Annotated in this window: 16 protein-coding genes; 8 read left to right on the top strand and 8 right to left on the bottom strand. The window is 61.2% G+C overall.

Going from position 1 to position 22,766, the window contains the following annotated elements:
• Positions 1 to 36 precede the first annotated feature (36 nt).
• The 3 genes from N688_RS20055 to N688_RS20045 all read right to left on the bottom strand — a co-directional run bounded on the left by N688_RS20055 (position 37) and on the right by N688_RS20045 (position 3,313).
• A complete protein-coding gene (locus tag N688_RS20055) occupies positions 37 to 981 on the bottom strand; it encodes a pseudouridine-5'-phosphate glycosidase (protein WP_052890940.1) in 945 nt (314 codons plus the stop codon).
• Between the two features lie 132 nt (positions 982 to 1,113).
• Positions 1,114 to 2,328: a M20 family metallopeptidase gene (locus N688_RS20050; RefSeq protein WP_052890939.1), complete on the bottom strand. Its 1,215-nt coding sequence runs from the start codon at positions 2,326 to 2,328 to the stop codon at positions 1,114 to 1,116.
• Between the two features lie 301 nt (positions 2,329 to 2,629).
• The gene (locus tag N688_RS20045) at positions 2,630 to 3,313 is read right to left on the bottom strand and encodes a sigma-70 RNA polymerase sigma factor region 4 domain-containing protein (RefSeq protein WP_052890938.1); all 684 of its coding nucleotides are present in this window, start codon (positions 3,311 to 3,313) and stop codon (positions 2,630 to 2,632) included.
• Between the two features lie 586 nt (positions 3,314 to 3,899).
• Here N688_RS20045 and N688_RS20040 point away from each other — a divergent pair.
• Positions 3,900 to 6,137, top strand: a complete 2,238-nt coding sequence (locus tag N688_RS20040; protein ID WP_052890937.1) for a MerR family transcriptional regulator — start codon at positions 3,900 to 3,902, stop codon at positions 6,135 to 6,137.
• Positions 6,138 to 6,502: 365 nt separating this feature from the next.
• The gene (locus N688_RS20035) at positions 6,503 to 7,156 is read left to right on the top strand and encodes an ATP-binding protein (protein ID WP_156025548.1); all 654 of its coding nucleotides are present in this window, start codon (positions 6,503 to 6,505) and stop codon (positions 7,154 to 7,156) included.
• 193 nt (positions 7,157 to 7,349) lie between these two features.
• Here N688_RS20035 and N688_RS20030 read toward each other — a convergent pair whose 3' ends face one another.
• Together N688_RS20030 and N688_RS20025 are read right to left on the bottom strand one after the other, a co-directional pair.
• Positions 7,350 to 8,600: an ABC transporter permease gene (locus N688_RS20030; RefSeq protein WP_272945057.1), complete on the bottom strand. Its 1,251-nt coding sequence runs from the start codon at positions 8,598 to 8,600 to the stop codon at positions 7,350 to 7,352.
• Between the two features lie 113 nt (positions 8,601 to 8,713).
• Positions 8,714 to 9,547 (bottom strand): ABC transporter ATP-binding protein, encoded by an 834-nt coding sequence (locus tag N688_RS20025; RefSeq protein WP_238321097.1) that lies wholly within the window; start codon positions 9,545 to 9,547, stop codon positions 8,714 to 8,716.
• A 370-nt stretch (positions 9,548 to 9,917) separates the two neighbouring features.
• Between N688_RS20025 and N688_RS20020 the strand changes: the two genes are divergently transcribed.
• Complete coding sequence (locus N688_RS20020; protein ID WP_052890934.1) at positions 9,918 to 10,574, top strand: zinc ribbon domain-containing protein; 657 nt, start codon at positions 9,918 to 9,920, stop codon at positions 10,572 to 10,574.
• A 37-nt stretch (positions 10,575 to 10,611) separates the two neighbouring features.
• Positions 10,612 to 11,937: a thymidine phosphorylase gene (locus N688_RS20015; RefSeq protein WP_052890933.1), complete on the top strand. Its 1,326-nt coding sequence runs from the start codon at positions 10,612 to 10,614 to the stop codon at positions 11,935 to 11,937.
• On the opposite strand, the gene N688_RS20010 is transcribed toward N688_RS20015, so the two are convergent.
• The gene (locus tag N688_RS20010) at positions 11,898 to 13,271 is read right to left on the bottom strand and encodes a serine/threonine protein kinase (RefSeq protein WP_081839053.1); all 1,374 of its coding nucleotides are present in this window, start codon (positions 13,269 to 13,271) and stop codon (positions 11,898 to 11,900) included. The two genes, N688_RS20015 and N688_RS20010, sit on opposite strands and share 40 nt — an antisense overlap.
• Before the next feature lie 293 nt (positions 13,272 to 13,564).
• Here N688_RS20010 and N688_RS20005 point away from each other — a divergent pair, with 293 nt between their 5' ends.
• Complete coding sequence (locus N688_RS20005; RefSeq protein WP_052890931.1) at positions 13,565 to 14,116, top strand: gamma carbonic anhydrase family protein; 552 nt, start codon at positions 13,565 to 13,567, stop codon at positions 14,114 to 14,116.
• A gap of 100 nt (positions 14,117 to 14,216) precedes the next feature.
• Here N688_RS20005 and N688_RS20000 read toward each other — a convergent pair whose 3' ends face one another.
• Complete coding sequence (locus tag N688_RS20000; protein ID WP_052890930.1) at positions 14,217 to 16,244, bottom strand: copper resistance CopC/CopD family protein; 2,028 nt, start codon at positions 16,242 to 16,244, stop codon at positions 14,217 to 14,219.
• A 467-nt stretch (positions 16,245 to 16,711) separates the two neighbouring features.
• On the opposite strand from N688_RS20000, the gene N688_RS19995 reads away from it, so the two are divergent.
• Positions 16,712 to 18,025, top strand: coding sequence for a glycosyltransferase (locus N688_RS19995; protein ID WP_052890929.1), 1,314 nt, complete (start codon positions 16,712 to 16,714; stop codon positions 18,023 to 18,025).
• Here the strand turns inward: N688_RS19995 and N688_RS19990 are convergent.
• Entirely contained in the window at positions 17,979 to 18,860 is an 882-nt protein-coding gene (locus N688_RS19990; protein ID WP_202901978.1) for a response regulator transcription factor, read from the bottom strand. The genes N688_RS19995 and N688_RS19990 overlap by 47 nt on opposite strands.
• 439 nt (positions 18,861 to 19,299) lie before the next feature.
• Between N688_RS19990 and N688_RS19985 the strand changes: the two genes are divergently transcribed.
• The gene (locus tag N688_RS19985; RefSeq protein WP_052890927.1) at positions 19,300 to 20,259 is read left to right on the top strand and encodes a phosphate ABC transporter substrate-binding protein; all 960 of its coding nucleotides are present in this window, start codon (positions 19,300 to 19,302) and stop codon (positions 20,257 to 20,259) included.
• Between the two features lie 2 nt (positions 20,260 to 20,261).
• The gene (locus N688_RS19980; RefSeq protein ID WP_052890926.1) at positions 20,262 to 22,280 is read left to right on the top strand and encodes a HAMP domain-containing protein; all 2,019 of its coding nucleotides are present in this window, start codon (positions 20,262 to 20,264) and stop codon (positions 22,278 to 22,280) included.
• Positions 22,281 to 22,766 lie beyond the last annotated feature (486 nt).

Raw genomic sequence — 22,766 nt, 5'->3', positions numbered from 1 at the left:
AGGGGCTGGCAACGGAAAGCAGGGCGCCAGGCGGATTCAGAGCTGACCAGCGGAGGCATAATAAGCGCGCGCAATGCGAGCAGCCACGCGGGCATTATTGATCAACAAGGCGCGATTGGCCTCAATGCTGCTGCCTCCAGTAGTCTCAGCGACCTGGCGTAGCAAGAAAGGTGTCAGAGAGGAGCCGTGGATTCCCCTGGCCTCGGCTTCGGACAGCGCTGAGGCGATCGCCGCCTCCATCTGTTCGGCGGGCAGGGCTGCCTCCGCCGGTACTGGCGAGCAGACCAGCAAGCCGGCCAGGCCGCAGTCCCAATGTGTGCGGGCGATAGCGGCCACCTGTGCCTCATCATCTACGCGCTGCTGCAAGCGCAGGCCGCTGCGCGGCGTATAGAAGGCCGGAAACTCATCTGTTTGCCAACCGAGGACCGGCACCCCCTGTGTCTCCAGATATTCCAGGGTCCGGGGCAGGTCCAGAATTGCCTTGGCTCCCGCGCAGACCACCAGGACCGGCGTTCGACTCAGCTCCATCAGATCGGCGGAGATATCCAGGGTACTTTCGCCCCCCCGATGCACGCCCCCGATGCCGCCGGTAGCAAAGAAGCGGATACCGGCCAGATGGGCGCACAGCATTGTTCCGGAGACCGTCGTGGCTCCCAGCCGCTGACTCGCCAGGGCGACCGCCAGATCGCGCCGGCTCACCTTCAAGACCTGCTCAGCCGTGGCCAGCTCCTCAAGGGCCCTTGCTTCCAGCCCGACCATAATCCGCCCGCCGCCGATGGCGATGGTTGCCGGCACAGCCCCTTCCTCCCGAATGGCCTCCTCCATTGCCAGAGCCGTCTCTACATTGGTTGGATAAGGCAGCCCGTGAGCGATCACCGTTGACTCCAGAGCCACCAGAGGGCGGCCCTCGGTCAAAGCATCGCGTACCGTGGGCGCCAGCAATAAATAGCGATCAGCAGCAGCTGCTGCAGAGAAAGGCATGCTCACCCTCACCGAACTACGCGGCGCCGCCAGCCCCGGCGTTTACGCCTGGGGAGGAGGCGCTGCTCCCTCCTTGCGTATCGTCGTATATCTGCATCCATCTGCCCGCTAGAGCAAACGGCAATGGCTCGCTCAAGACCGGGCGGGCGCGTCTGCGCCCTCTGCCGCGGGTGCAGCCTGGAGCGCCAGCTGACGGATCACGCCCGCCAGCAAGGCCCCACGCAGCGCCAGCGAAGGAATGCGCAGAAACTCCTCGCGCAAGACGTGCATCTTGCCCCCGACTGGTCCGAGGCTATCCAGGGTTGGGAGGCCAGCCTGCATCAAAAGATTGGCGTCTGAGACACCCCCCTTCGCCTCTGCCACCAGCTCCAGGCCAAGCGCCTGCGCCTCCAGACGGGCCACCTCCACCAAAGCCCGGACCTGGGGTGTCGCCTGGTAAGGCACGCGGCCCCGGGTGCGCGTCAGGCGGGCCCGGGTACCGGGCACGCTGGAGCAGGCTGCGATCTGCTCCAGAGCCTCGGCGGCGGCCTCCAGTCCCTCTTGAGTATAAGCCCGCACCGAAATCCAGCAACGGGCCATCTCGGGCACCACATTCAACAGCTCACTACTGCCGAGCCTGGTCACATTGAAGGTCACTCCTGGCAGAAGTGCATGCAAGTGATCGATCGCCACAATCTTATGGGCCAGCTCAATGACTGCCGAGCGGCCCCGGTGCGGCTCAGCTCCCGAATGAGCTGCCCGGCCACTGATCTCCAGCAGATAGCGATCGGCTCCCTTGCGGGCCTCCGTAATAATCTCTGGTGAGCGGGTTGGCTCCAGCACCAGGCCGACATCGGCCTGACGAGCCAGCTCCCAAAGGAGAGGAGTGCTCGAAGGAGATCCCATCTCCTCATCGCCATTGAGGACCAGGCAGATCTCCGAGAAGTCTGAGAAGTGCGACTCCAGCAGGGCACGCAGGCTATAGAGCGCCATAATGACACCCGACTTCATATCGATCACGCCGGGGCCGAAAGCCAGCTCGCCATCGCGGCGGAAAGGGCAGGCTGACGCGGAGCCTGGAGCATAGACAGTATCGACGTGCCCCACCAGCAAGAAGCGCCTGCCACCAGCGAGGCGGCTTCCGCTCAGGCGGGCCACCAGGTGGGGGCCATACTGGCCGCCGTCGTGAAGAGTCACCGAGCAACCGAGCGCCTCCAACCAGGAGCGGAGGTAGCCCATAATGCGCGTGATCCCCTCGACCTGGCCAGTACCCGAATCGATATTGACCAACAGGGCCAGCCGCTGCAGCATCTCCTCCTCATAGGGCTGCAGGGCCGAGAGGTAGGCTTGCGAGAATGTGGCTGACATTGCACCTGTTTCAAGGGAACCAGGGCCAGCACCGGGAAGCGAGCTGGCCGTAGCGAGCGAACATAGCGCGAGAAGCGCCGCGCAGTTGCTCTTATTGTACCGTTCGCAGCCGAGCGGCTGCAAGCCGTAGATGACAGGGGGAACGGGCGAAGGAAGAGAGAGGAGAGGAGAGGAAACCTGACCAGAGCCGGGTTCAGGCTGACCCATTCCTGTAAGTAAGGAGAAAGAGGAGCGAGGCCGCAGAGCGCCGGAAGCCAGAGCAGTCAGCTACCGGGGGAGGCCAGGGAGCGAGGCCGTCAGCTCAGGCGGCCTGAGCGCGCAGCTGGCCCTGAACGATTCTGGCGAGGCGCTTATAGGCCAGACTCAACAGAGAAGCGTGGCGTCCGCGCTCCGCAGGATCGGCAGGCAACTCGCGCTGATACTGCTGCAGGTCGATGCCGACCTCCAGAAAGGCACGTTGGAGGACCGTCGGCTGCGGACCAAAATGCATGCGGTTGGCCAGATCCATCAGGAGGGCAGTGCGCTGCTTCTCAGGAAAGTTGACAATCTCGCGGGCCAGGAAAGAGAAGAGCCATTCCTCGAAGACATGATCAAGGACGGCCTCGAACTGGTCAAGGGAAGAGGAGAGTGAGCTGGCGCGCTGAGCGGCATAATCCTGCTGTATAATATAGATGAGGCAATGATCGCGGCGCCAGAGATCGCGGAAACAATTATAGGCCACGATCAGGCTCAGGTGCTCTAGCGAATCGATCGGTGCCACCTCTCCTCGTTCAGCTCGTCGTGCGTAGTTGAGCAGGCGCATCATCGTCTCCTGGACGATATCGGTGACGATCTCATCGCGCTGTCTAGACCAGGAAGAGAGAGAAGAAGAGTGGACCCAGTGAGCCACTCTGGGGCGCAGGATGCAGTAGAGCTGTTCCCAGGGCATATCGCTGCCAGGGACATCGGGAGAGCTGCGGCAGGAAAAGCCAGAACGCAAAGTCATAAGCGCTTCCTTTCGCCTCTGACCAGCAGAGGTTGGTCTACGCACAAGAATTGCGAAGGGGACCTCTGGGCAGAGCGAGCACGTGAGTCGCAGTGACCCAGAGATGCCCAACCAGGCCAGTGCCTTCCCCTCTTGATCCCTGCCACACAAGCGAGCAAGCGCTCCCTGAACCAGGAGAAGGAGCTAAATATAAAGAAATCTGGGAAAGCCTGAAGATAATCTTAGTATGCATCAGTAGTATACAGCAGGAAACTTCTCTCTGTCAAGGGGAGTCTTCCTGAAAGGTCATAAAAGTTGACATAGAGCTATGGTTTCGTTATAATAGAGACATGGGAGCATAGGGCCGGTAGAATGTTTGTCATTGTTACAACGTTTGCAGCACTTGCACGGCGCATTGTCGTAAGTGGAGGGGGGTGCTGGGCGGTTGCTCTCGCGCGTATCCCGTTGTCAGTGTGAGCGTTTGTGAGCGGGCGGGTCTACTTTTCTGTCAGCCAGCCGGCCAACCAGTCAGCAAGCTCGCTCACTCGCTTGTTGTCGTTGGAGAAGGAAGGACGCTTTGCCTGGTGAAACAGAAGAGGAGGACAGGATGGATGATCGCGTGCTCCAGAGCATTCGCAAGCATCTGCAGCAGCCGGAGACCTGGGAGCGGATTCGCGGCTATCTCCAGCTCGTCAGCGAGAAGTTGACGGTGACGATTGGAGAGGCCGCCCAGCTCTTCGATTTTACGGAGAATCAGCTACGCGACTGGGAGGAGCGTGGTCTGCTGCGCCCTTTGCGCTCGCGCCCGAATACCGGCCAGCGGCGCTATCCGCCCGCTGAGCTGGAGAAGCTGGCGGTGATCCGTGATCTGATCAATGCTGGTTACCCGCCGGGAGCCATTCCTCTCAACATTGCGGATCTCTGGCATTCGCTTGGGCCGGCCAGCTTCAATGGCGAGGGGCATGGTATGACTGGCGGCCATCTGACCAGCGCTCCTTTGCCGCTTGATCGGCGCGTAGCCCAGGTGGAGGGAGCGATCTTCTGGCGCTATTTTGCCAGCCAGGCTCTTCATCACGCCTTGCTGTTGCTCTGTGAGGATCTCTCGCGCAGCCATGCGGCGATTCTTTTGCCGCGTCAGGCTTCCGGCGGTGGCCAGCTCTGGCAGCCGCGCCTGCCCGAGGAGCTGGCACGGCTTGGTGAGTCCCTGATTGGCTGGTTCAGCCACGGTCGTACCCTTCACCTCTTTCTTGAAGCGGCTCCCGCTTTCGAATACCCCAGCGATTTCCGCATTCAGCCCCTTCTGGCCGAGGGAGAGGCCCAGCCCGCCGATCCCACCTTGCTGATCGTTCCACGCCAGATGTATTCTCTCAATCTGCAGCGCCCGGTTGTCCAGACCGTGCGCCGCCTGCTCGCTCCTCTTTATGCCTGTGCCGGCCAGTGGGCTCTGTATTTCGCTCCCGATCTCCGCAACTGGCTCTATCCTGCGCGCGCCTTTCCCAGGGGCATAGATCCCTCAGATAGCGTGCTCAATGGCCTGATGGATCTGATTATTGCCTTGGGGGGACAGACGCCAGCGGGTGTTGACCGCTGGCATTGTTGTTGCCTGATGATGCCTGAAGATCCAGCGGCCCCGCCGGGGCAGCAGGTCTTGTTAGTCATGGCCTGCAGTCGTCATTCGCCGCATCGTGCAGGTCAATCGCGCATTTTCCCTAATGAGAGCTATCTCTATTTCCGTGCTCTGCGCAGCCCCTACCTCCTCTATCGTCCTCGCCTGGCTATCCGCGACAGCGCGGGCCTCTCGCACTGGCCCGAGCACTTTGGGGGCGGTGGCTCGGCTGTGGCCATTCCCATTGGCTGTCAGTCTGGGGCGGCGCTCGGCGTCCTCTATGTCTTCGCCCTTACCCAGGAAGCTTTTTCCGAAGACGATCTCCGCTTGCTACGCCTTATGGGCCTGATCGTGGAGGACCTGCTCTTGCTCTATCGGGCCAGGCTCGATGCCATGCAGGGCCTGGAGCAGCTGGTGAAGGCGCCCGAGGTCGTCAATAGCTCCTTCATCAATTTCCTCTCGGAGAACGAGTTTATTCGTGATCTCGAAGCATTACTCGCTCATTTACAGCAACAAACTACTCTGGCTGGCAATGAGGCCGTAAGGACTGGGTCGGATGTGGGTCAGGAGCGGCAGGAAGAGCACTCGTCCGCTCATGCCTCAATGAGAACGCCGACTGTGGCGGACGCTGGACCCACGGAGCTGCTCTATCTCTTTCCGCTGCGCGAGGTGGGCGAACTGGAGACCCTGTCGATTATTGCCCTTGATATTGACAATCAGACCCAGATAGTCCGTCGCTATGGCGAGCTGGCACTACGCAATCTGACTCAGGCCATTGGCCAGCGCATTCAGCGTCAGCTCGTCGATTGCCGTCTCTACCATATCTATGGTGGACGCTTCTATCTGCTCCTCAAGAATCTTTCGCTAGAACGGGCGCGGCAGATTGCTCAAACGCTGCGCCAGGCTCTGCGGCGCCCTTATCGCGTAGAGCTTCTGCAGCAGTCGGTCTGGCAGTTGGAGCCACCCGAGACCAGCGTGGAGCTGTCGGATGTGAGCGTGCGCCTCGGGGTGACGCTCTATCTACGGACGAAACTGATCGAACTGCTGCTGCGCTATGCTTCAGCCCCCACCTCGACCCTGGCTGAGGTGCGCAGCCTGATTGTCGGCGACCTTGATCAAGCGCTCAGCCTGGGACAGGAGGAAGGCGGCAATTGCGTGATCAGCTGGGACCCCCAGGCCGAGGACCGTGGCCCCCACGTCCGGCGCTTTATTCGACTTGAATCCCCCAGCGACTCGTGAGCTGGCCATCTCCTCTACCTGTCCCCGACGACGCAACGGGCGGGCCAGGCTGCCTCATCCAAGCTTGCCCGCCTTCTCCTTTGCCCCTCTTCCTCTCCCTCTGCAGCCCTGCGTCGCCACCAGCCCCTCTCTCTCCCTCTTCCCGAACGAATTTTTTGGCCTTCCGCTCTGACAACGGTACCGCAATCGCTTCCTGCGGGGCCTGACGGCGAAAAGTTCTCTCCCTGAGACGTTATATTCATGTGAAAGTGTTATTTAAAGGCAGAGGCTGTAACACAAGAAGCCCGTGCTTGATCCTCCACTTCGTTATACAAGACGACTGCTGAAGGGGGCGCGGGAACCCGTGAGGTTGGAAAGGAGTTGGTATGATGGCGCTCACTGTATTACTCCTCGGGAGGCCGGGAAGTGGCAAGACGACGGCAGCTCACCATTTCCTTCGGCGTGCTGCTGTGGCTGGCCTGCGGGCCACGCATGTCGACGACTACGACCTGTTAGAGGAGAAATGTCAGGCCGATGCAGAACAGCGTCGTTTTCGGCCATTGATCGTGAATGGTCGCTACTGTGGCTTCGATGTGCTGGACTTCAGCGTCATGGATGAGGTCCTCCTTGAGGCTGAAGCTCGCGTCGAGCGGCATCTCTCCCGCTATCCTGACAACGGCCTGGCCATGCTTGAATTTGCACGTGACGATTATCTCCATGCCCTCCGCCTGTTCAGCCCCAAATTTCTGCGCAATGCCCGGCTGCTCTACTTTCGCATCGATGTAGAGACTGCCATTCAGCGCGTGCGCCAACGCTACTGCCAGACTGGTTGCCAGCTCGTCTCAGAGCAGATTCTCCGCAACTATTACCACGATGATGGCTTCGTCGAGCAGCTCCCCCTGATGAAAAAGGATTTTCCTTTGCATCAGACTATAGAAATCTGTGACAATAATGAGACGTTACAGCTCTTTTTACAACGCCTGGATCGCTTCTTTGAGCTGCTCTTGAAGCAAGAGGCCCGAGCCAAACTGACCTGTTGAAGCGCACGCTCATGCTCCTGGCGGCAGCGCTGGTACGCTCTATAGAGCGAGTCGGTTGCATTGGCTGAAGTCGAAAGTGGCAGGTCCAGGGAGGGACTGGGGCAGCTCACCATGCCAGATCGTTCCTGGGCCTGCTACTGTTGCCTGGAAGGGAGGCAAGGCAATGGGCTGCTTGCCTCCTGCTGGCGGAAGGTCAGGCGCTGGCTGTTCTTGGTTGGAAGCGGAAGAGGACCAGGCCGAGAGCGAAGCAGAGAAGACCGTAGATGATCAAAGCGATGATATTCGGCAGCACCTCGGCCAGCGTGCGCCCGCTGATCATCAGGCCGTTGAGCGCCTCCATTGCCCAGGCCACAATACCCACGTGAGCCACGGCCTGCAGCCATTGTGGCTCTAGCCAGAGTGGCCACCAGGCCCCGCCGATGGCCGAGGTTGTCAGGGTGACGATAGTCAGCACCGGGGCGAGCTGGCGGCGCGTTCGCACCAGCGAGACCAGCAGGATGCCGAAGCCGGTCATGGCGAAGCTGGAAACCACCAGCAGGATGATCACCCCAGGCCAGTTACTGACGTGCAGCTTGAAGGCGAAGCTACCGATCGCGAAGAGAATAAGAAGCTGTAACATGGTCACCAGGAACTGTGTGAGCAGCTTGCCGCCGAGCAGAGCATAGCGCTGCACCGGTGCGATCAGCAGGCGGCGCAAGGTCCCGCTCTCGCGCTCCTCCAGAATGCTGCCCGCTACCGACTGCAGGCCGAAGAGGGCGAAAAGAATGGCGTAACCGGGCAAGGCCACGTCGAAAACGTTGACCTGGGGCGGCACATTGCCGGCGTGGAGGCTGGTCACCTGGGCAGCGGGCAACTCCTGGAAGCTGGCTGCGCCCACGTTGCTGGCGATGCTCTGCGGGTTAACGCTGCCCGGCGCGCAATGATTGCCGGGCTGCTGACAGATGCGTTCAACCTCCTGGATGGCGGCGCTACCAGCAAAGGTAGCTGTGGCGAGCTGCCCGACGGCGCTCGTGACCAGGTTCTGCACGATAGCGCTGCTTGGGTCGTTGCTGCTCGGAATGGTATAGATCTGGACCAGGTTCTGCGTTGGCTCAGCGCGTGCGGCTGCCTGTTGCAGTTTGGCCGTCGTGCCCGCTGGAACGACCACGCCGGTCACGGCGCCCTGTCCGTCGGCGACAGCTTTTTTGACGCCAGCGGCGTCGTCATAGCGTGTCAATTGGATTGTGAGCTGCTGACTATGCTGGTCCAGGGCCTTCAAAACCGTCTGACCAACCAGACCGTGGTCCTGGTCGCTGACTGCCACCTGGATCGTGATAGTGTTCTGGCCGGCTCCGTAGACACCGCTGAGGGCGAAGCCGACCGTCGCAACGAGTACCAGTGGAACCAGCAGCATCCAGATGAAGGACCATCGGTCTTTCATCATTTGTAAGCAGTCTTTTTTCATAATTGAGAACATGGCTCGCATAGCCGCTCCATCCTCCTAATCTGGTCGCATGTCTGAGGAAGGCGCCTCTCACTCAGGAGAGCGCCGTCCTGGGCAAGGCCGGGTCGACCGGGCTAGAGATCGCGCAAGGTTTTGCCGGTCAACTGGATGAACAGTTCCTGTAGTCCGTGGGGACGATAGACGGTGCGTGTCTGATCGCGCATAGCCAGAAGCTGCTCCAGCGTCCCCGATGCGATGATGCGCCCCTCATCCATGATGGCGATGCGCTGACAGAGTCGCTCGGCCTCCTCCATATAGTGGGTAGTATAGAGGACAGTAGTGCCGCTGGCGGCCAGCTTTTCAATGTTCTCGAAGATGTGCTCGCGCGACTGAGGATCAACGCCGACGGTTGGCTCATCCAGCAGCAAGACCCGCGGGCGATGCATCAGAGCCACAGCGAAATTGAGTCGACGCAGCATCCCACCAGAAAAGTTCTTCAGTGGCTCCTGACGGCGCTCGTAGAGGCCGACAAATTGAAGCACTTCCTCGGCTCGGGCCTGATGCTCGTGGGCTGGCACGCCGTAGAGCGAGGCGAAGAAATCGAGGTTCTCCAAGGCATTGAGATCGCGGTAGAGAGCGATCTCCTGGGGTACCACCCCTAGCAGGCGCTTGACGGCCTGAGTCTCTCGTCTGATAGAGTAGCCACAGACCAGGACCTCGCCCTCGTCTGGTGGCAGGTAACCACATAGGATATTAATGATCGTGCTCTTGCCAGCCCCGTTCGGTCCGAGCAGACCAAAGATCTCGCCTTCCTTGATACTAAAGGAGACGCCCTTGACGGCCTCCAGCTTACCGAAGCGCTTGACGAGGTTGCGCACCTCGACAAGGCTCCTGATCTCGGACCTGGTTGCCGCCACAGATGTGCTCTGGCTCTCAGTGCTGGAACGTGGCTCTTGCTCTGCTGTCACTCCCTGATCCCTCCTCTCCTCTCTATGAGGGCAACGATAGCTCTTTGTGGCAAGTCTGAGTACTGGGATCTCTCTCCGGCGTTGCTGCCGCTGGCATTCGCCCCCGCACTCTGTTGCTCTTGCCTGGTCTTGATTGCAAAGGTAGTATAAAGGACAGCCAGGCCGGCCAAGAAGGATCGAACGACCTATTTTAGAAGGCATCAATACATGCGTTTATGCCTATGACGAAAGTCACGGCTGGGAACGCAGAGGCGAAGATAGGGGGTCTGGCCGGGCGAGCGGAGCGATCCCGCCGTGCGTGATATACTGAACTGGCTGATTGCTGGTCAAGAGCCGACCACTCTGAAGGAGCAGAGGGAGGGAGAAAACTATGCGTTGCCCCTATTGTGGTCAGGTCAACACGGATGCAACACGCTATTGCCCGCGCTGTGGGAGAGCCATCGGCGCGGTGCAGCAGCCACTCCTGTCGACGCGCCCCCCAGTAGTGCCGCCAGCCGTTCCGCCATCGCCAGCGGTGCGGGGTCAGCGGGGTCGCCTGCCAGGTCCTGGCGTTGTTGAAGCCACAGCTCAGCCCGTAGCCGCAGCCGCGGCCCCGCTGGGGGAGGCGGTGGCCTCTCCTGGTCCGCCGGAGGGCTTTCCACCCAGGACACTGGCGCAGCTGCAAGAGCTGGCAACAGCAACGGCGCTTACTTACACCGTGGGAAGCAACAGGCTAGAGGCCGGCAACAAAAAGGTTGTCGAGATCATTTATCCCCCTTGTCCCGCCTGGCAGCAGGTTGCCACGCTCTACAAGGCCCTCTCTGAGCATGATGACGAGCGCTACGATAGCATGATTATCCGCGGCTTCTGCGAAGAGAGCGATCTGCGCTTTGCTTTCAACAATGGGCGACTCACCTTTGACCGGCGGGTCCGCCTGGGGGGGCAGCTCATCAGACGCTATCTGATCGAGACCCATCGGGGTTTCGAGGTGAACTCGGTGCGCATTGTGCTCACTGAGGAATGGCCCGCGGAGCAGCTACGCTCTTAGGCGGACACATTACAGGGTGAAGGAAGAGCAAAGCAGCATGCAAGCCGTTGAAATTATCAGGAAGAAGCGAAACGGGGAGGCGCTCACCACCGAAGAGATCGACTGGTTAGTCGAGCAGTACACGCACGAGCAGGTCCCGGACTACCAGATGGCGGCCTGGTTGATGGCGGTTTGCTGGCGGGGGATGGATGACCGCGAGACGAGCGATCTGACGCTGGCAATGGCCCGCTCAGGCGAACAGCTGCGTGTGCGCGAGCGGCTGAGGCCGGTTGTAGACAAGCATAGCACGGGCGGAGTGGGAGACAAGGTCACCCTGGCGGTGGCGCCCCTGGTAGCCGCCTGTGGCGTGGCAGTAGCCAAAATGACCGGGCGTGGCCTGGGTCATACAGGGGGCACCGTTGACAAACTGGAGTCCATTCGTGGACTGCGCGCAGCCCTGACCCGCGAAGAATTTCTGAGCATCTTGCAGGAGCATGGCCTGGTCCTCGCGGGCCAATCGGCAGAGCTGGCGCCAGCTGACGGCAAGATGTATGCGCTGCGCGATGTCACGGCGACAGTCGATAGCATTCCTCTGATCGCGGCCAGCATTATGAGCAAGAAACTGGCCGTGGGAGCCTCCCATCTGCTGCTGGATGTCAAAGTCGGGGCGGGCGCCTTCATGAAGACACGCGAGGAGGCCCACGAGCTGGCGCGTATCATGGTAGAGATTGGGCAGCGTGCTGGTCTCTATACAGAGGCCGCAGTCACAGCGATGGAGCAGCCGCTGGGGCGAGCCGTTGGCAATGCCCTGGAAGTGGCCGAGGCCATTGCCATTCTGCGTGGTGAGGGGCCGGAGGATGTCAGCCAGCTCTGCCATCACGAGGCCGCCGAGCTGCTCGTTATGACCGGTGCCGCATCCACACGCGAGGAGGCCGGGCGACAGGTGCAGGAGGCGATCAAGAGCGGGCGCGCTCTGGCCAAGCTCGCTGAGGTCTGCCAGGCTCAGGGGGGCGACCCGCGGCAGATAGAGCAGCCAGAGCGTCTGCCGCGAGCGCCGGTGATGAGCATGCTCACTGCCCCACGCAGCGGCTATATTGCTGGCATCCACGCTGAGCGCCTGGGTTTGACGGCCATGCGCCTGGGTGCGGGCCGCTTCAAGAAAGGCGATCCCATCGATCACCGGACCGGGCTGCTGCTCCAGGCCAAGGTCGGCGACTATCTCCAAACAGGCGATCCACTCGTCGAGATTCACGCACGCAGTGAGGAGGAGTGCGCCGCCATTCGTCACGAGCTGCTTGCCTGTTATCGCTGGAGCGAGGCCCCGGTCAGCAGCGGCCCGCTGATCTACGAGATCCTGACCCCCAGCCAGAAAGGAGCATCCTGAAGCTGGCTGAGCAGATAGAGGCTCAGGCCGAAGATACCCAGCAGCAGGAGCACGAGTAAGACGAGGAAAAAAACAAGCCGCCGATGGCGGCGCTTGAACTGCTGCGAAGGACGAAGAGAACGCTCCTGGGTCTGGGGAAGAACGGCTGGCATCTGGGCAGTCTGCTCGGACGGGGAGGCAGCGGCTTTGAACTGCTCGGCGGGGATCGCCATCGTTGGCTCGGCGGCGAACTCTTCGGGCGAGCAGGTTGGGAGAGTTGACTGGGTATCAGCGGGGGCCAGCGCTTTCAGCGTGATGGCCGCGGCAGCGACCCCCGCGGTCGAGGCCGGACTGGAGCCGGCAGCGCTGGAGCTGCGGCTGAGGTGCAGGCGCATCAGCCGCTGATAGGCCCGACGCTCTTCCAGGGAGACGATCCGTTCGAGCGCGTGAAAGAAGGCTCGTGCTGACTGGAAGCGATAGAGCGGGTCCGCCCGCGTGGCGATGGTAATCAGGGCGCTCAGCGCCGGCGAGAGGCCAGGGTTGAGACGTGCCACCGGCTCCAGGCGCCCGTTTTTGCCAAGCGGGTTCTGGCCGGTGACCATCTCGTGGAGCAGGACGCCCAGGCTAAAGAGATCTGATCGCTCGTCGCACTGACCACCGCGTTGAGACTGCTCGGGTGCAGCGTAGCCAGGAATGCCCGGCTCGAAGTCGGCGTAGAGCTGGCCGTTGCGCAGATAGCAGGCACACCCAAGGTCAAAAAAGACCAGTCGCCCGCCCGAGGTCAGAATTACACTGGCAGGGCGCAGGCCGCGGTAGATCACTGGAGGCGTCTGGGAGTGCAGATAGTCGAGGAGATCGCAGATCTGCATGGCATAGCTGAGCGCCTCCAGGGGTGGCAGCGCCCCTTGCTGACGCAGATAACTGGCCAGCGTTGGCCCTGCACAGTATTCCAGGACAAGGTACCAGTAGCCATCTTCGAAGAAGTAATCATAGAGCACCGGTATGGCCGAGTGACGCAGGCGCACCAACAGGAGCGCTTCACGCACAAAGCGATCGGTGTGTGTGCCACCGCTGAGGGGGAAGTCCTCCTGCCCCCGAGTCAACGGCGCCCTCTTCTGCCGATGAGTCAGGGCAAGATCCAGCTCCTCGGCAACGCTCTCCGGCAATGGCCGGTCGCCTGGCAGCTGCTTGAGGGCCAGCGGCGTGTCCAGCGTCACGTGTGACGCCAGGAAAAGGCGCCCAGCTCCTCCATAGCTCAAGGCTCCTTCAATGCGGTATTCGCCATGACGCAAGGTGCGGCCTGTTCCGTGTAACGATGGTCTCTCACTCTTCCAACCGGTCGATAGACCTGACATCGTTTCTACCCTTCTTGCACTGCTACCGCCTGACAGACAGTGTGTCAATAGAACGCTTCTATACTAAACGAGGATAGCCACCACGTCAAGAAGGAAAAACGTCTTTTGCATCTAATATAGTGATATATATCAATAGAAGAAGGCGGGCAGGAGCTGGGGAGAGCGGGAAGAGCGTTGTCTGGTGGGCGGGGTGGCGAGTACTATGATGAGAGAGCGGGTGAGCGTCGGTCAGGGAACTGGCCGTTGTCCTGGAGGCCCGCAGCCGTTGGAGACTTTCCTGTGAGGGGAACGAAATGCCTGTCTTGCCTTTTAATGGAATCTGGCCGCGTATTGCAAAAAATGTATTTATTGCTCCTGGCGCCTACATCATAGGCGATGTGACCATCGGTGAAGGAGCGAGCATCTGGTACAACAGCGTGATTCGCGGAGACACGGGTCCGATCGTCATCGGGAAGCGTACCAACATTCAAGACAACTGTGTCTTGCATCTTGATGCCGACGCTCCCCTGACCATCGGCGAGGAATGCACCATTGGTCATGGCTGTGTGATCCACGGTGCGACTCTGGGCGACCGTGTCCTGCTGGGCATGAAAGCGGTTGTGCTCAATCGTGCGCGCATTGGGGAAGAGGCCATGATTGGGGCCTGTGCTCTGGTGAGCGAGGGCAAAACGATTCCGGGTGGGGTGCTCGCCTTTGGGTTGCCAGTGCGCGTCGTACGCGCTCTGACGCCGGAGGAGATCGAGCACATCCGTGGCAGTGCTCAGCGCTATGTGGAGCGGGCGGCCCGTCATCGGGAGGCGCTACGCGAAGCGAGCCATTGGGAGGAGCCGCGTCCCGACCTTTAGGGGATTGACCTGGCTGGCTAGCTAGCTGGTCTGGCAGACAGAGTGCCCTGCGTTGCCAGCCAGCCAGGTAGTGCGGGCAGGGTGAGATCTCGCGCTTGACTCAGCTTAGGGTGAATTCAAAGATCGTTTGCAGCGGTGTCTGACCGGGGCGCTCGATGGTCAGCTCAAGCTTCCACAGACCTGCCATATCGAAGGTTGCGCGCGGAGGGAAGGTTGCCACATAAGCTGGCTGTCCTGGACTGAGCGTCTGCTGGACTGTGCCCATATCCATCAGCACCATATTGATAGCCAGGCTCAGGCGGGCATTGGTCACGGGCTGGCCGTGGCTATCCGTGAGGACAATCACGACCGTATTGGGGCTATTGACACGGCCTGGTGTCACCAGGAGCGAGACCGTCAGGTCGCCAACCTGTTGCGCCGCGGTCACCGGTGCGTTTGGAGACGTTGTCTGTCCTGTCTGATTCTGGTTCTGGACTGCCTGCGCGTAGTTGAGCTGAGGGAAAACAATGGGGGGAGCGAAGAAGCTCATCAGGGCGGCGCAGAGCAGGATCGCCATGCCCACCCATGACTCTACCTTTAGCAGGCGCCCGAGGTGGCGCTCTGTCTGGAGGAGGGCCTCGCGGCGCGTACGGCGAGCTGGCAGCTCGGCGTCGACCACTGGCAAGAGCAGCGTCTGGCGTGCCAGCCGAGGCGTGATACGGAAGAGCATGAAGAGTGTCAAAGCCAGGAGGAGAGCGATCAGTGCCTGGCGCACCAGCAGAGTGCGGCCATAGGCGGTCGAGAGCAGGGCCTGGGGATCAGAGAAGACGCTCTCCGCGAGGAAGAGCTGACTGACCAGCAGCACAGCCATCGCCATCAGTAGCAGCGGGGTCAGGCGACGAGTCAGGGTCACCAGTAGATCGGCGTGATGGTCCGGCTCAACGACTGCGAGCAAGGGCAGCAAGACGTAGCCCAGGTAGGCCAGGCCCCCAAGCCAGACGGCCTGAGCCAGCAGGGCCAGCCAGGAGAGCACGATGGCGCTGATGTGGAGGGAGGCCTGTTGCACCTCATCGCTGGTCAACGTCCAGGCGAGCAAATAGAGGGCGGCCAGGGTCAGCCAGAGCAAGGTATCCCAGGGTGAAAGCGGGAGGCTACTGCCGCCTGGGGGAATTTCCTCGGTCGTCACCAGCTCCTTTGTGACCCGGTACTCCTGCGTCACCTGGCGCCGGAGCTGTCCGAAGCGCGAGCCGTGGCGGCGCTGGAGCACGCGCGCCACGCCGGCGGTAGCTCCTTTGGGGGTGCGCCGGTGGCCAGTTACGGCCAGCCAGAGCAGGGCCAGAGCAATCAAGGCCAGGCGTGCCAGCCAGAGCGGACCATAGGAAGTCGTCAACAGTACGGAGCGCAGAGCCTGCCAATCGATGCCGCCGCTAGCCTCAGTCTGACTGAGGCTGGCAGAGCGCAGAATCAAGGTAATCACTTCGCCGACCAGCAAAGCAGCCAGGCAGAGCCATTGCAAGGGGCGGGCTCGGGCGCGCGCTCGCATGAGCAGGTCTAGCGAACGTGCCCGGCGCTCCATGACCAGTTGCTCCATGACCAGCAAGCCGACCCAGAAGGTCAGTGCCATCAAGACCAGCCATTCCCAGGCTACTGAGAGGATGCCAAGCAGATCGAGCGTTGGCAAGTAATTACTGGTGCTCGGGCCGAGGATGGTCTGCCCGGGCAGGCCGGTGCTGGAGTGACCGATATTGAAACCAATGGCGCCCTGGGTTGTGCGCCCGTCGTTGGCGGCCAGGGCTGTCCAGCGAACCAGATAGCTCCCTTCGCTTAAATTTGGCTGCAAAGGAGTATCCAGCTCCCGGGGATGACCGGAGGGGATATAGCTGGCGGCGGCGTTCACAACGCGCTCGTTCGGACCGAAGACCAGGGCCCTGCTGGCCGGGCTGATGGGCCCATTAAAAAAGATGCGAACCACCCTTGGCGGTATTGTGACCGTTGAGCCGTCAATCGGCTCGGAGCCAATCACAAAAGCGTGCGCCTGGGCTGCCGGAGCCGGCGTCAGGGGGGACCAGGCATGAAGCAAGATGATACCCGCAATGAAAAGCGCGCTTAGTGCTAGCCTGGGGTATCGTCTGTACCGTCCAAACCGCATGCTATTCCTCTTTTTCCTTTCAATCCCTAAGCGGGCTCAAGCGGCGTTCTGACGGTCCCCCTCTAGGGTGGTAGCATCTAGAGCGGTGTCGGTCAAGGGTGTTCGATAATCCCGAAAAAGCGGTCACGAGTAGCCGCTTCTATGCGGTCATGATGCCAGCCCCTGTGGCCCTGCGGCGGCCAGGGAAGCCTTTCCACAGCCGGGCGAAAAGATGGCAGGGAGGTTCTCCTCTCTTTTGCTGCCTGTGCTGAATGGTGCAGCCCCAGGCGCTCCGCTCGGGTCTCCCCATCGTGGGGGCGCCCGCCAGACCGCTGTCGCGTCAGCCTACGCTGCCGCAGCGGGACGACACGCCTCTATGCCAGCTCGGCCTGTCACAAGCAAGAATGTTTCACTCTTCGTGATTGTACATCAGCGGGGACGCGGTCGCAATATTTCAAGCTTCGGCCTGGGGCTGCTATAATGAGACTATGAGCCGGAAGTTGCCCAAGCGAGTTGCCCTGGCGTCGAAGCAACCTCATCGGACCGCGCGCCTTCTGCTTCACTGCTACGGCCTGGTGACTGCGGCCTTCTATCTCTTTCTAGACTGGATTGCCCACCCGTATCGACGGAGCGCCCCCCTGCGGCATCGACAGCCGGAGGCAGGGGTCGAAGGGCTGCCCGTCGTTTCGATCATCGTGCCGGCACGCAATGAAGCAGCCACTATCTGGCGCTGTGTGCGCTCGCTGCTCCTCCAGGACTATCCCACGGACTACGAGGTGATTGTCGTCGACGACGGCTCGACCGACCAGACGCGGGCCATTCTGGAACACCTGGCGATGGAGCCAGCCGCGGTGGGCCGTCTGCGCCTGATCTCGCTCGGCGAGGAACTCCCTTCGGGCTGGGCAGGCAAGCCGCATGCTCTGCACAGCGGAGCCAGTCAGGCCCGTGGCACCTGGCTCGTCTTTACCGATGCTGACAGCTTCTGGTCGCCGCAGACCCTGCGCCTGACCCTGGGCGAGGCCCTGGCCCAGGGTCTTGATCTGCTCTCGCTGGTGCCCGAGCAGGTGATCGCCGATGGTTGGAACCGCCTCACGCTCCCCCTGGCCCTCATGGGCATGAGCCTCCAGTTCCCCCCACCCCTTGTCAATCAGCCGTGCTCTCCGCTGGCCACAGCCAATGGTCAGTATATCCTGCTGCGTCGTTCTGTGTACGAAGCTCTCGGCGGCTATGCCCATCCCGCACTGCGCCACTCGCCGCTTGATGATCGTGACCTGGCTGCCCTCGTGAAGCGTCACGGCTATCGCCTCGCCCTCTGCGATGGGCGAGGGCTGCTACGTGTCCAGATGTATCGAGGGCTGCCAGCTCTCTGGCGTGGCTGGCGCAAGACCATCTTTGTCGGCAGTGGAGGACTCCCTTTTATGGTGGCCGCCCTGCTGGGGCTGCCACTCGTCGTAGTGGGGCCTTTCCTGTTGCCCCTGCTGCTCTGGTTGGGACGAAACTGGTGGCGCCGGCAAGGGGTCGGCACTGCGGAGGCGCTGCTCGTTAGCTGCCTGACTCTGTTCCCCCTCCTCGCCTATCGGCGTTCGCTCGATCAGTCCCTTGGCTTACCCTGGTACCAGGCCCTGGCCCATCCACTGGCTGGCCTCCTGTTCATGGGCATCCTGGCCCAGGCCTGTTGGCGCAAACTCACAGGGCGCGGCGTCGAATGGCGTGGCAGGCTCTACGGCGCTTCCCCGCGTACCGCGACTCACAAGCTCACGGCCCCTCGTCGGCCAGCAGGCCCTGACGCAGGCCAAAGATAGCCGCCTGTGTGCGGTCGCGAATGCCGAGCTTCTGGAAGATGACCGAAAGATAATTCTTGACGGTCTTCTCCGAGTAGGAGAGCTGAGCGGCGATTTCGCGGTTGCTCATGCCTTGCGCAACGTAGCGAATAATCTCTATTTCTTTTTCCGTCAGGTCGTTCAGCGTTGGAGCGCCTGGCGCACCTGGTTGCTGAGAGAGACGGCGTAGCTCGGCGAGCACGGGGCCGGTCAATTCCGGCTCAATCAAAGCCCCGCCAGCGTGCACCGTGCGAATAGCGCGGATCAGTTCCTGTGACGAGGCGCTTTTGAGGAGGTAGCCGCGGGCGCCATTCTTGATGGCTCGCAAGACTTGGGGATGCTGGCGGTGCATGGTCAGGATGATGATGGCGACCTGGGGCAGCTCCTCGGCCAGCTGGCGCGTCAGCGCCAGGCCGTCCAGCTGTGGCATGCTGATGTCGAGCAGAACCACGTCGGGACAGAGTTGGCGAATGACACGTAGGGCTTCCGGGCCATCGGCGGCCTCGCCAACCACCTTGAGGTCTGACTCAAGTTCGAGCAGATGACGCAAACCCTCGCGCATCAATGTATGATCATCGGCCAGCACAACACGGATCACACTCTCCTCCCCCGACCTCTCCGAGGCTACCTGCTCCGCTGGCCGGATGGAAGGCGAGACGGCAGGTGTCTCTGCGGTAGCGACCGGAACCGAGGCTGTGGGCGGCAGCACACTGGTTGTTCCAGCACCTGGGGCCATTCTCATGGTGGGCGTTACCGTACCTGACCGACTACGACTACTATAGCTAGAGGAATGCTGCTTTTTATGCTGATGGGGCATAGCTCGCTTACCTTTCGCCAGACAACTCCATATTGCTTTTCAAGATAAAAGGCTGCTCTCCTCTCAAAGTGTGTCTTCCTGGTTAGATTATACCAGGCAGTCAAGCAGTGGAGCCAGTGCAACCAAGAGAAGGCCCTACCCTGAGTAGCAGCGGACCGAAGGGTAGCAGCCGCCATTTTCTCTTCCCAGCAAGGTGGTCTCCTCGTAGCGAGACGGTGAGCGAGATTTAACATTGGGATCAACTTTCTTTCACCAGCGATTAACGGCAGCTTAAACAAAGTCTTGCATAAGATGTGGAGGAGGCACCCAAGGCTCTGCGGGCCTGCGGACCAGCTGATCCAGGCGGTCTTCGGGCGCGCAGAGCGCACAGCAAGCCTGCCGGATCTGGTGATCTTTTCTAATTATCGATTTTTTCAATGACTGACAGCAATTGGCAAAAATGGTAAACAGAAAAAGAAGGAGAGGAATCAGCGCTGTCCTCATCGGTTTTGGCCTCATCGTACTCATCCTCCTGGCGGGGTGTGGGGAAGGAGCAGACTCGCAAAGTGCTCTCAGTGGGAGGCTGCACATTGCCGGGTCGACCGCCTTGCAGCCTCTGGTCAGTACTGCTGCCGGCCTCTTTGAGCGCCAGCATCCCCAGGCACATATTCAGGTAGACGGAGGAGGAAGCCGGGCCGGCCTGGCCGCTGTCACCAGCCACCAGGCGGACATCGGCGACTCAGATATCTACGCGGACCCGGCCATTTATCCCGATCCCAACCTGACCGACCATATCGTCTGCGTGATCCCCTTTGCAATGGTGGCCAATCCCGATGTCACCGTCACCTCACTGACACGTCAACAGATCATTGATATTTTCTCAACGGGGCGCATCAGCAACTGGAGCCAGGTCGGCGGCCCTGACCTGCCCATCGTGCCAGTTGTACGTCCCCAGACCTCCGGCACGCGCGACACCTTCCGCAAATACATTTTGGGAGGGCGCGACGAGAAGGGCAAGCTCCTGCAGACCGACTCTTCCGTGACCGTGCGCGAGACCGTGGCCCACACGCCGGGAGCCATTGGCTACCTGGCGCTCTCTGTGCTGACCCCGGCGGTGCGTGTGTTGGCCATCGAAGGAGCCAGGCCCACGCTCGCCGATATTGTGGCCGGTCGCTATATTTTCTGGAGCTATGAACACATGTATACGCTGGGCGACGATAATCCCTTGCTGAGCGCCTTCCTTGACTTCATGCTCAGCGAGCCAGTGCAGCAGAAGGCGCAGGAGATGGGTTATATTCCCATTGCGGCTATGAACCTTAAAGGGAGCAGCGGAAAAGGTGCCAGCGCTCTCTCCCTGGCCGTGGTGACCGGGCCAGCGCAAGAGCGCGCCTTCGCCTTCAGCCGCAGAAAGGAGGAGTAAGGATGCAGCAGCCAGTCCAGAGAAAGGGCCAGGCGCAACTCCCCTCGCTGGCGACCCCCTCGCTTCCTCAAGGGGGAGCGGCCTTCGGCGACGGTCCCGGCCTTCGCATTCGTCCCCGCTCGCGGCGCAGCGGCAACCTGCTCCTCAACCTCTCTATTGGCAAGCGTCTCACGCTCGGCTTCCTGCTAGCCGCCCTCATCGCGGCCATTGCGGCGGGCCTGATCGGTGTCTTGCGCTCTCAATCCCTCAGTCGGCAGTCCAGCTTTTATCAGAAACTGCTGAGTATCAACACCTCGCTCACCACTGGCGCCGACTATCTCCAGCTCATGAACACCGAAGTACACAATCTCATGGCCTCCGCCAGCGCCCCGGCACCATCTCACGAAACGATCACTCAGGAGCGTCAGGCCATCACAGGACTGGCGACGCGCTATGACACCATCCTGTCGACCTACGTCGCTCAGGACCTATTGATCAACCATCCTGATGAGATGGGACTGCTTGCTGAGGCTGGTCAGAGCGGTCAGCAAGGGCAGCAACAAACCCTCCTGGCCAGTGCCCTACGGACCTGGCATCTCTATCGCGCCGCCCAGGACCAGGTTTTGCAGGACATTGCCCAGGGCAATCTCAGCGAGGCCCAGAACCTGCTCCGCTTCCAGGTCGAGCCGACCAATGCCGACGCCCTCAGCGCTCTGCGGGCACTCATTCAACTTAATCAGCGCCTGGCTGCTGCCGTGCAGCAGGCGGCAGCCGTCGAAGAGCGCAACCAGCTCATTACCAGCATCATCGGTGCCATCGTCGCCTCACTGGCCATCGTTCTCGTCGGCTGGTTCATCTCTGGCACGCTCGTCCGTCGTCTGCGCCACCTGCAGCAAGTCACGCGAGCCATTGAGAGCGGACAGCTGGAGGCGCGCGTCACCGTCATCGGGCGCGACGAGATCGCGGAGGTCTCGGCGGCCTTTAATGCCATGCTGGAGACCCTGCTCAACCTGCTAGAGGAGACCCGACGCCAGCGCGATGCCCTGACCAACGCTGCCGAACATCTCTTCAGCGACATGCGCGTTGTCAGCGCTGGCGATCTACGTATCAATGCCCCAGTGAGCGATGATCCTATTGGCCTGCTCGCCAACGCTTTCAATTTCACCGTCGGGCGCTTCCGGCGCTTTGTCCTGCGGGTGCAAGTGGCGATTCAGCAGCTGGAGGTCATCGCCCGCCGGCAACAGGAGCATGCCGAGGCCCTCAGCCAGAGCCTGCACCTCTTGCAAGTCCCTGCGCGGTCAGAGAGCCAGGGGCCGGGCCCGGGAAGCAGCTCGCTTGCGCTGAACGAGAGAGGCCGTACGCCTTCTGGCACCTTGACGACGCCGAGCGCGGCTGGGGCTGGCAGGAGCCTGGGGGAAAAGGTGGAACGCGAGCTGAGTGAGCTGAAAGGCCGCCTGCGCCGCAGCCGTGAGCGTCTGCAGGGGGTGCTCGATGGCACCACCGTCGAGCAACTGCAGCGCCTGAGCACCCTGCTGCGCCAGATTGAGGAGGAAGCCGCCCGACCTTCCCGCTGGACAGCCAACGCCCAGGGCATCCGCCGCGAGCTGCACATTCCTACTCCTCTGCTCCACCAACTGGAGCAGGGACTAAGCGCTCTCCAGCAGCAGCTAGCGTCTTCATTGAAGGATGTCGATAGAGAGTTACTGACCGTAGGGCAAGAGATGAGCCGGCTGCGGATGAAGCTGAATGCCATCGGCGGCGCGGCCTCTGGTAGTGGGGGAGGAACAGCGGGAGGGGGAGAGAGTGCTGAGGTGGTACGTCTCGCGCTGGCCTTCGCCAGCGAAGTCAATACGTTGGCCCAGCAGCTAACGACGGTGATCCAAGAGATGCGCAGCAGCCTGGTAGGGTTCCAGTTCGAAACAGTGGAGGCAGGGAGCGCCAGCAGCGAGCCATCGGGGCGGCTGCAAGCGCCAGGAGGAGCGATGAGTGGGCACACCTCCACTTCACCTGCCGATCTGCTTTCACGTTCCCTGCGCCTCTAGCGCTGGCCTGACATGGCCCTGACATGGCCCTGACATGGCCCTGACATGGCCCTGACATGGCCCTGACAGGCCAGTGGTCCCACTCTATTGGGCGAGCGATCACCTTCGCTCGGGGGTGGGTCGGGCCAGCGCCCCTTGTTGGCTGGTCGGCAGCCTGGAGCCACAGCAAGAGAGACGCTGCTGCTGAGGCGGCGCGGGATTGAGGCCCCAGGCTCTCTTTCTTCCTGACGATTTCTCTACTGGCTCTCTCCCCTGTCGGCAATCTTCTTGTCTGCTTGTTTGCTTTTGGGCGCTCCCAGTACTCCCTGCTCTCATCTACTTAACATCGCGCTCTGCATTGTTGCGAACATGCGATATGTTTGAGAGGCAGCTCATGTTCACTCTGTGCGACACTTTTAGCTTCGCTGTCAGCGCGAAGACTCCCCTTCATGGCTATTTCTGTCGCAAACCCTTGAAAAAGAAAACCTGATCGCATATGATAGGCAC

Origin of the sequence: Thermogemmatispora carboxidivorans (assembly GCF_000702505.1) — a bacterium.
Lineage (GTDB): Bacteria > Chloroflexota > Ktedonobacteria > Ktedonobacterales > Ktedonobacteraceae > Thermogemmatispora > Thermogemmatispora carboxidivorans.
The sequence above is the reverse complement of the archived record's forward strand: the minus strand, read 5'-3'. Positions and strand labels throughout refer to the sequence as shown.

Excerpts from the sequence above, each read along its gene's own strand:
- N688_RS20050 (WP_052890939.1), bottom strand. The coding sequence starts at position 2,328 with ATGTCAGCCACATTCTCGCAAGCCTACCTCTCGGCCCTGCAGCCCTAT.
- N688_RS20035 (WP_156025548.1), top strand. The coding sequence starts at position 6,503 with ATGATGGCGCTCACTGTATTACTCCTCGGGAGGCCGGGAAGTGGCAAG.
- N688_RS20005 (WP_052890931.1), top strand. The coding sequence starts at position 13,565 with ATGCCTGTCTTGCCTTTTAATGGAATCTGGCCGCGTATTGCAAAAAAT.
- N688_RS19990 (WP_202901978.1), bottom strand. The coding sequence starts at position 18,860 with ATGCCCCATCAGCATAAAAAGCAGCATTCCTCTAGCTATAGTAGTCGT.
- N688_RS19985 (WP_052890927.1), top strand. The coding sequence starts at position 19,300 with ATGGTAAACAGAAAAAGAAGGAGAGGAATCAGCGCTGTCCTCATCGGT.
- N688_RS20000 (WP_052890930.1), bottom strand. The coding sequence starts at position 16,244 with ATGCGGTTTGGACGGTACAGACGATACCCCAGGCTAGCACTAAGCGCG.
- N688_RS19995 (WP_052890929.1), top strand. The coding sequence starts at position 16,712 with ATGAGCCGGAAGTTGCCCAAGCGAGTTGCCCTGGCGTCGAAGCAACCT.
- N688_RS20055 (WP_052890940.1), bottom strand. The coding sequence starts at position 981 with ATGCCTTTCTCTGCAGCAGCTGCTGCTGATCGCTATTTATTGCTGGCG.
- N688_RS20015 (WP_052890933.1), top strand. The coding sequence starts at position 10,612 with ATGCAAGCCGTTGAAATTATCAGGAAGAAGCGAAACGGGGAGGCGCTC.
- N688_RS20010 (WP_081839053.1), bottom strand. The coding sequence starts at position 13,271 with ATGTCAGGTCTATCGACCGGTTGGAAGAGTGAGAGACCATCGTTACAC.
- N688_RS20040 (WP_052890937.1), top strand. The coding sequence starts at position 3,900 with ATGGATGATCGCGTGCTCCAGAGCATTCGCAAGCATCTGCAGCAGCCG.
- N688_RS20030 (WP_272945057.1), bottom strand. The coding sequence starts at position 8,600 with ATGAAAAAAGACTGCTTACAAATGATGAAAGACCGATGGTCCTTCATC.
- N688_RS19980 (WP_052890926.1), top strand. The coding sequence starts at position 20,262 with ATGCAGCAGCCAGTCCAGAGAAAGGGCCAGGCGCAACTCCCCTCGCTG.
- N688_RS20020 (WP_052890934.1), top strand. The coding sequence starts at position 9,918 with ATGCGTTGCCCCTATTGTGGTCAGGTCAACACGGATGCAACACGCTAT.
- N688_RS20045 (WP_052890938.1), bottom strand. The coding sequence starts at position 3,313 with ATGACTTTGCGTTCTGGCTTTTCCTGCCGCAGCTCTCCCGATGTCCCT.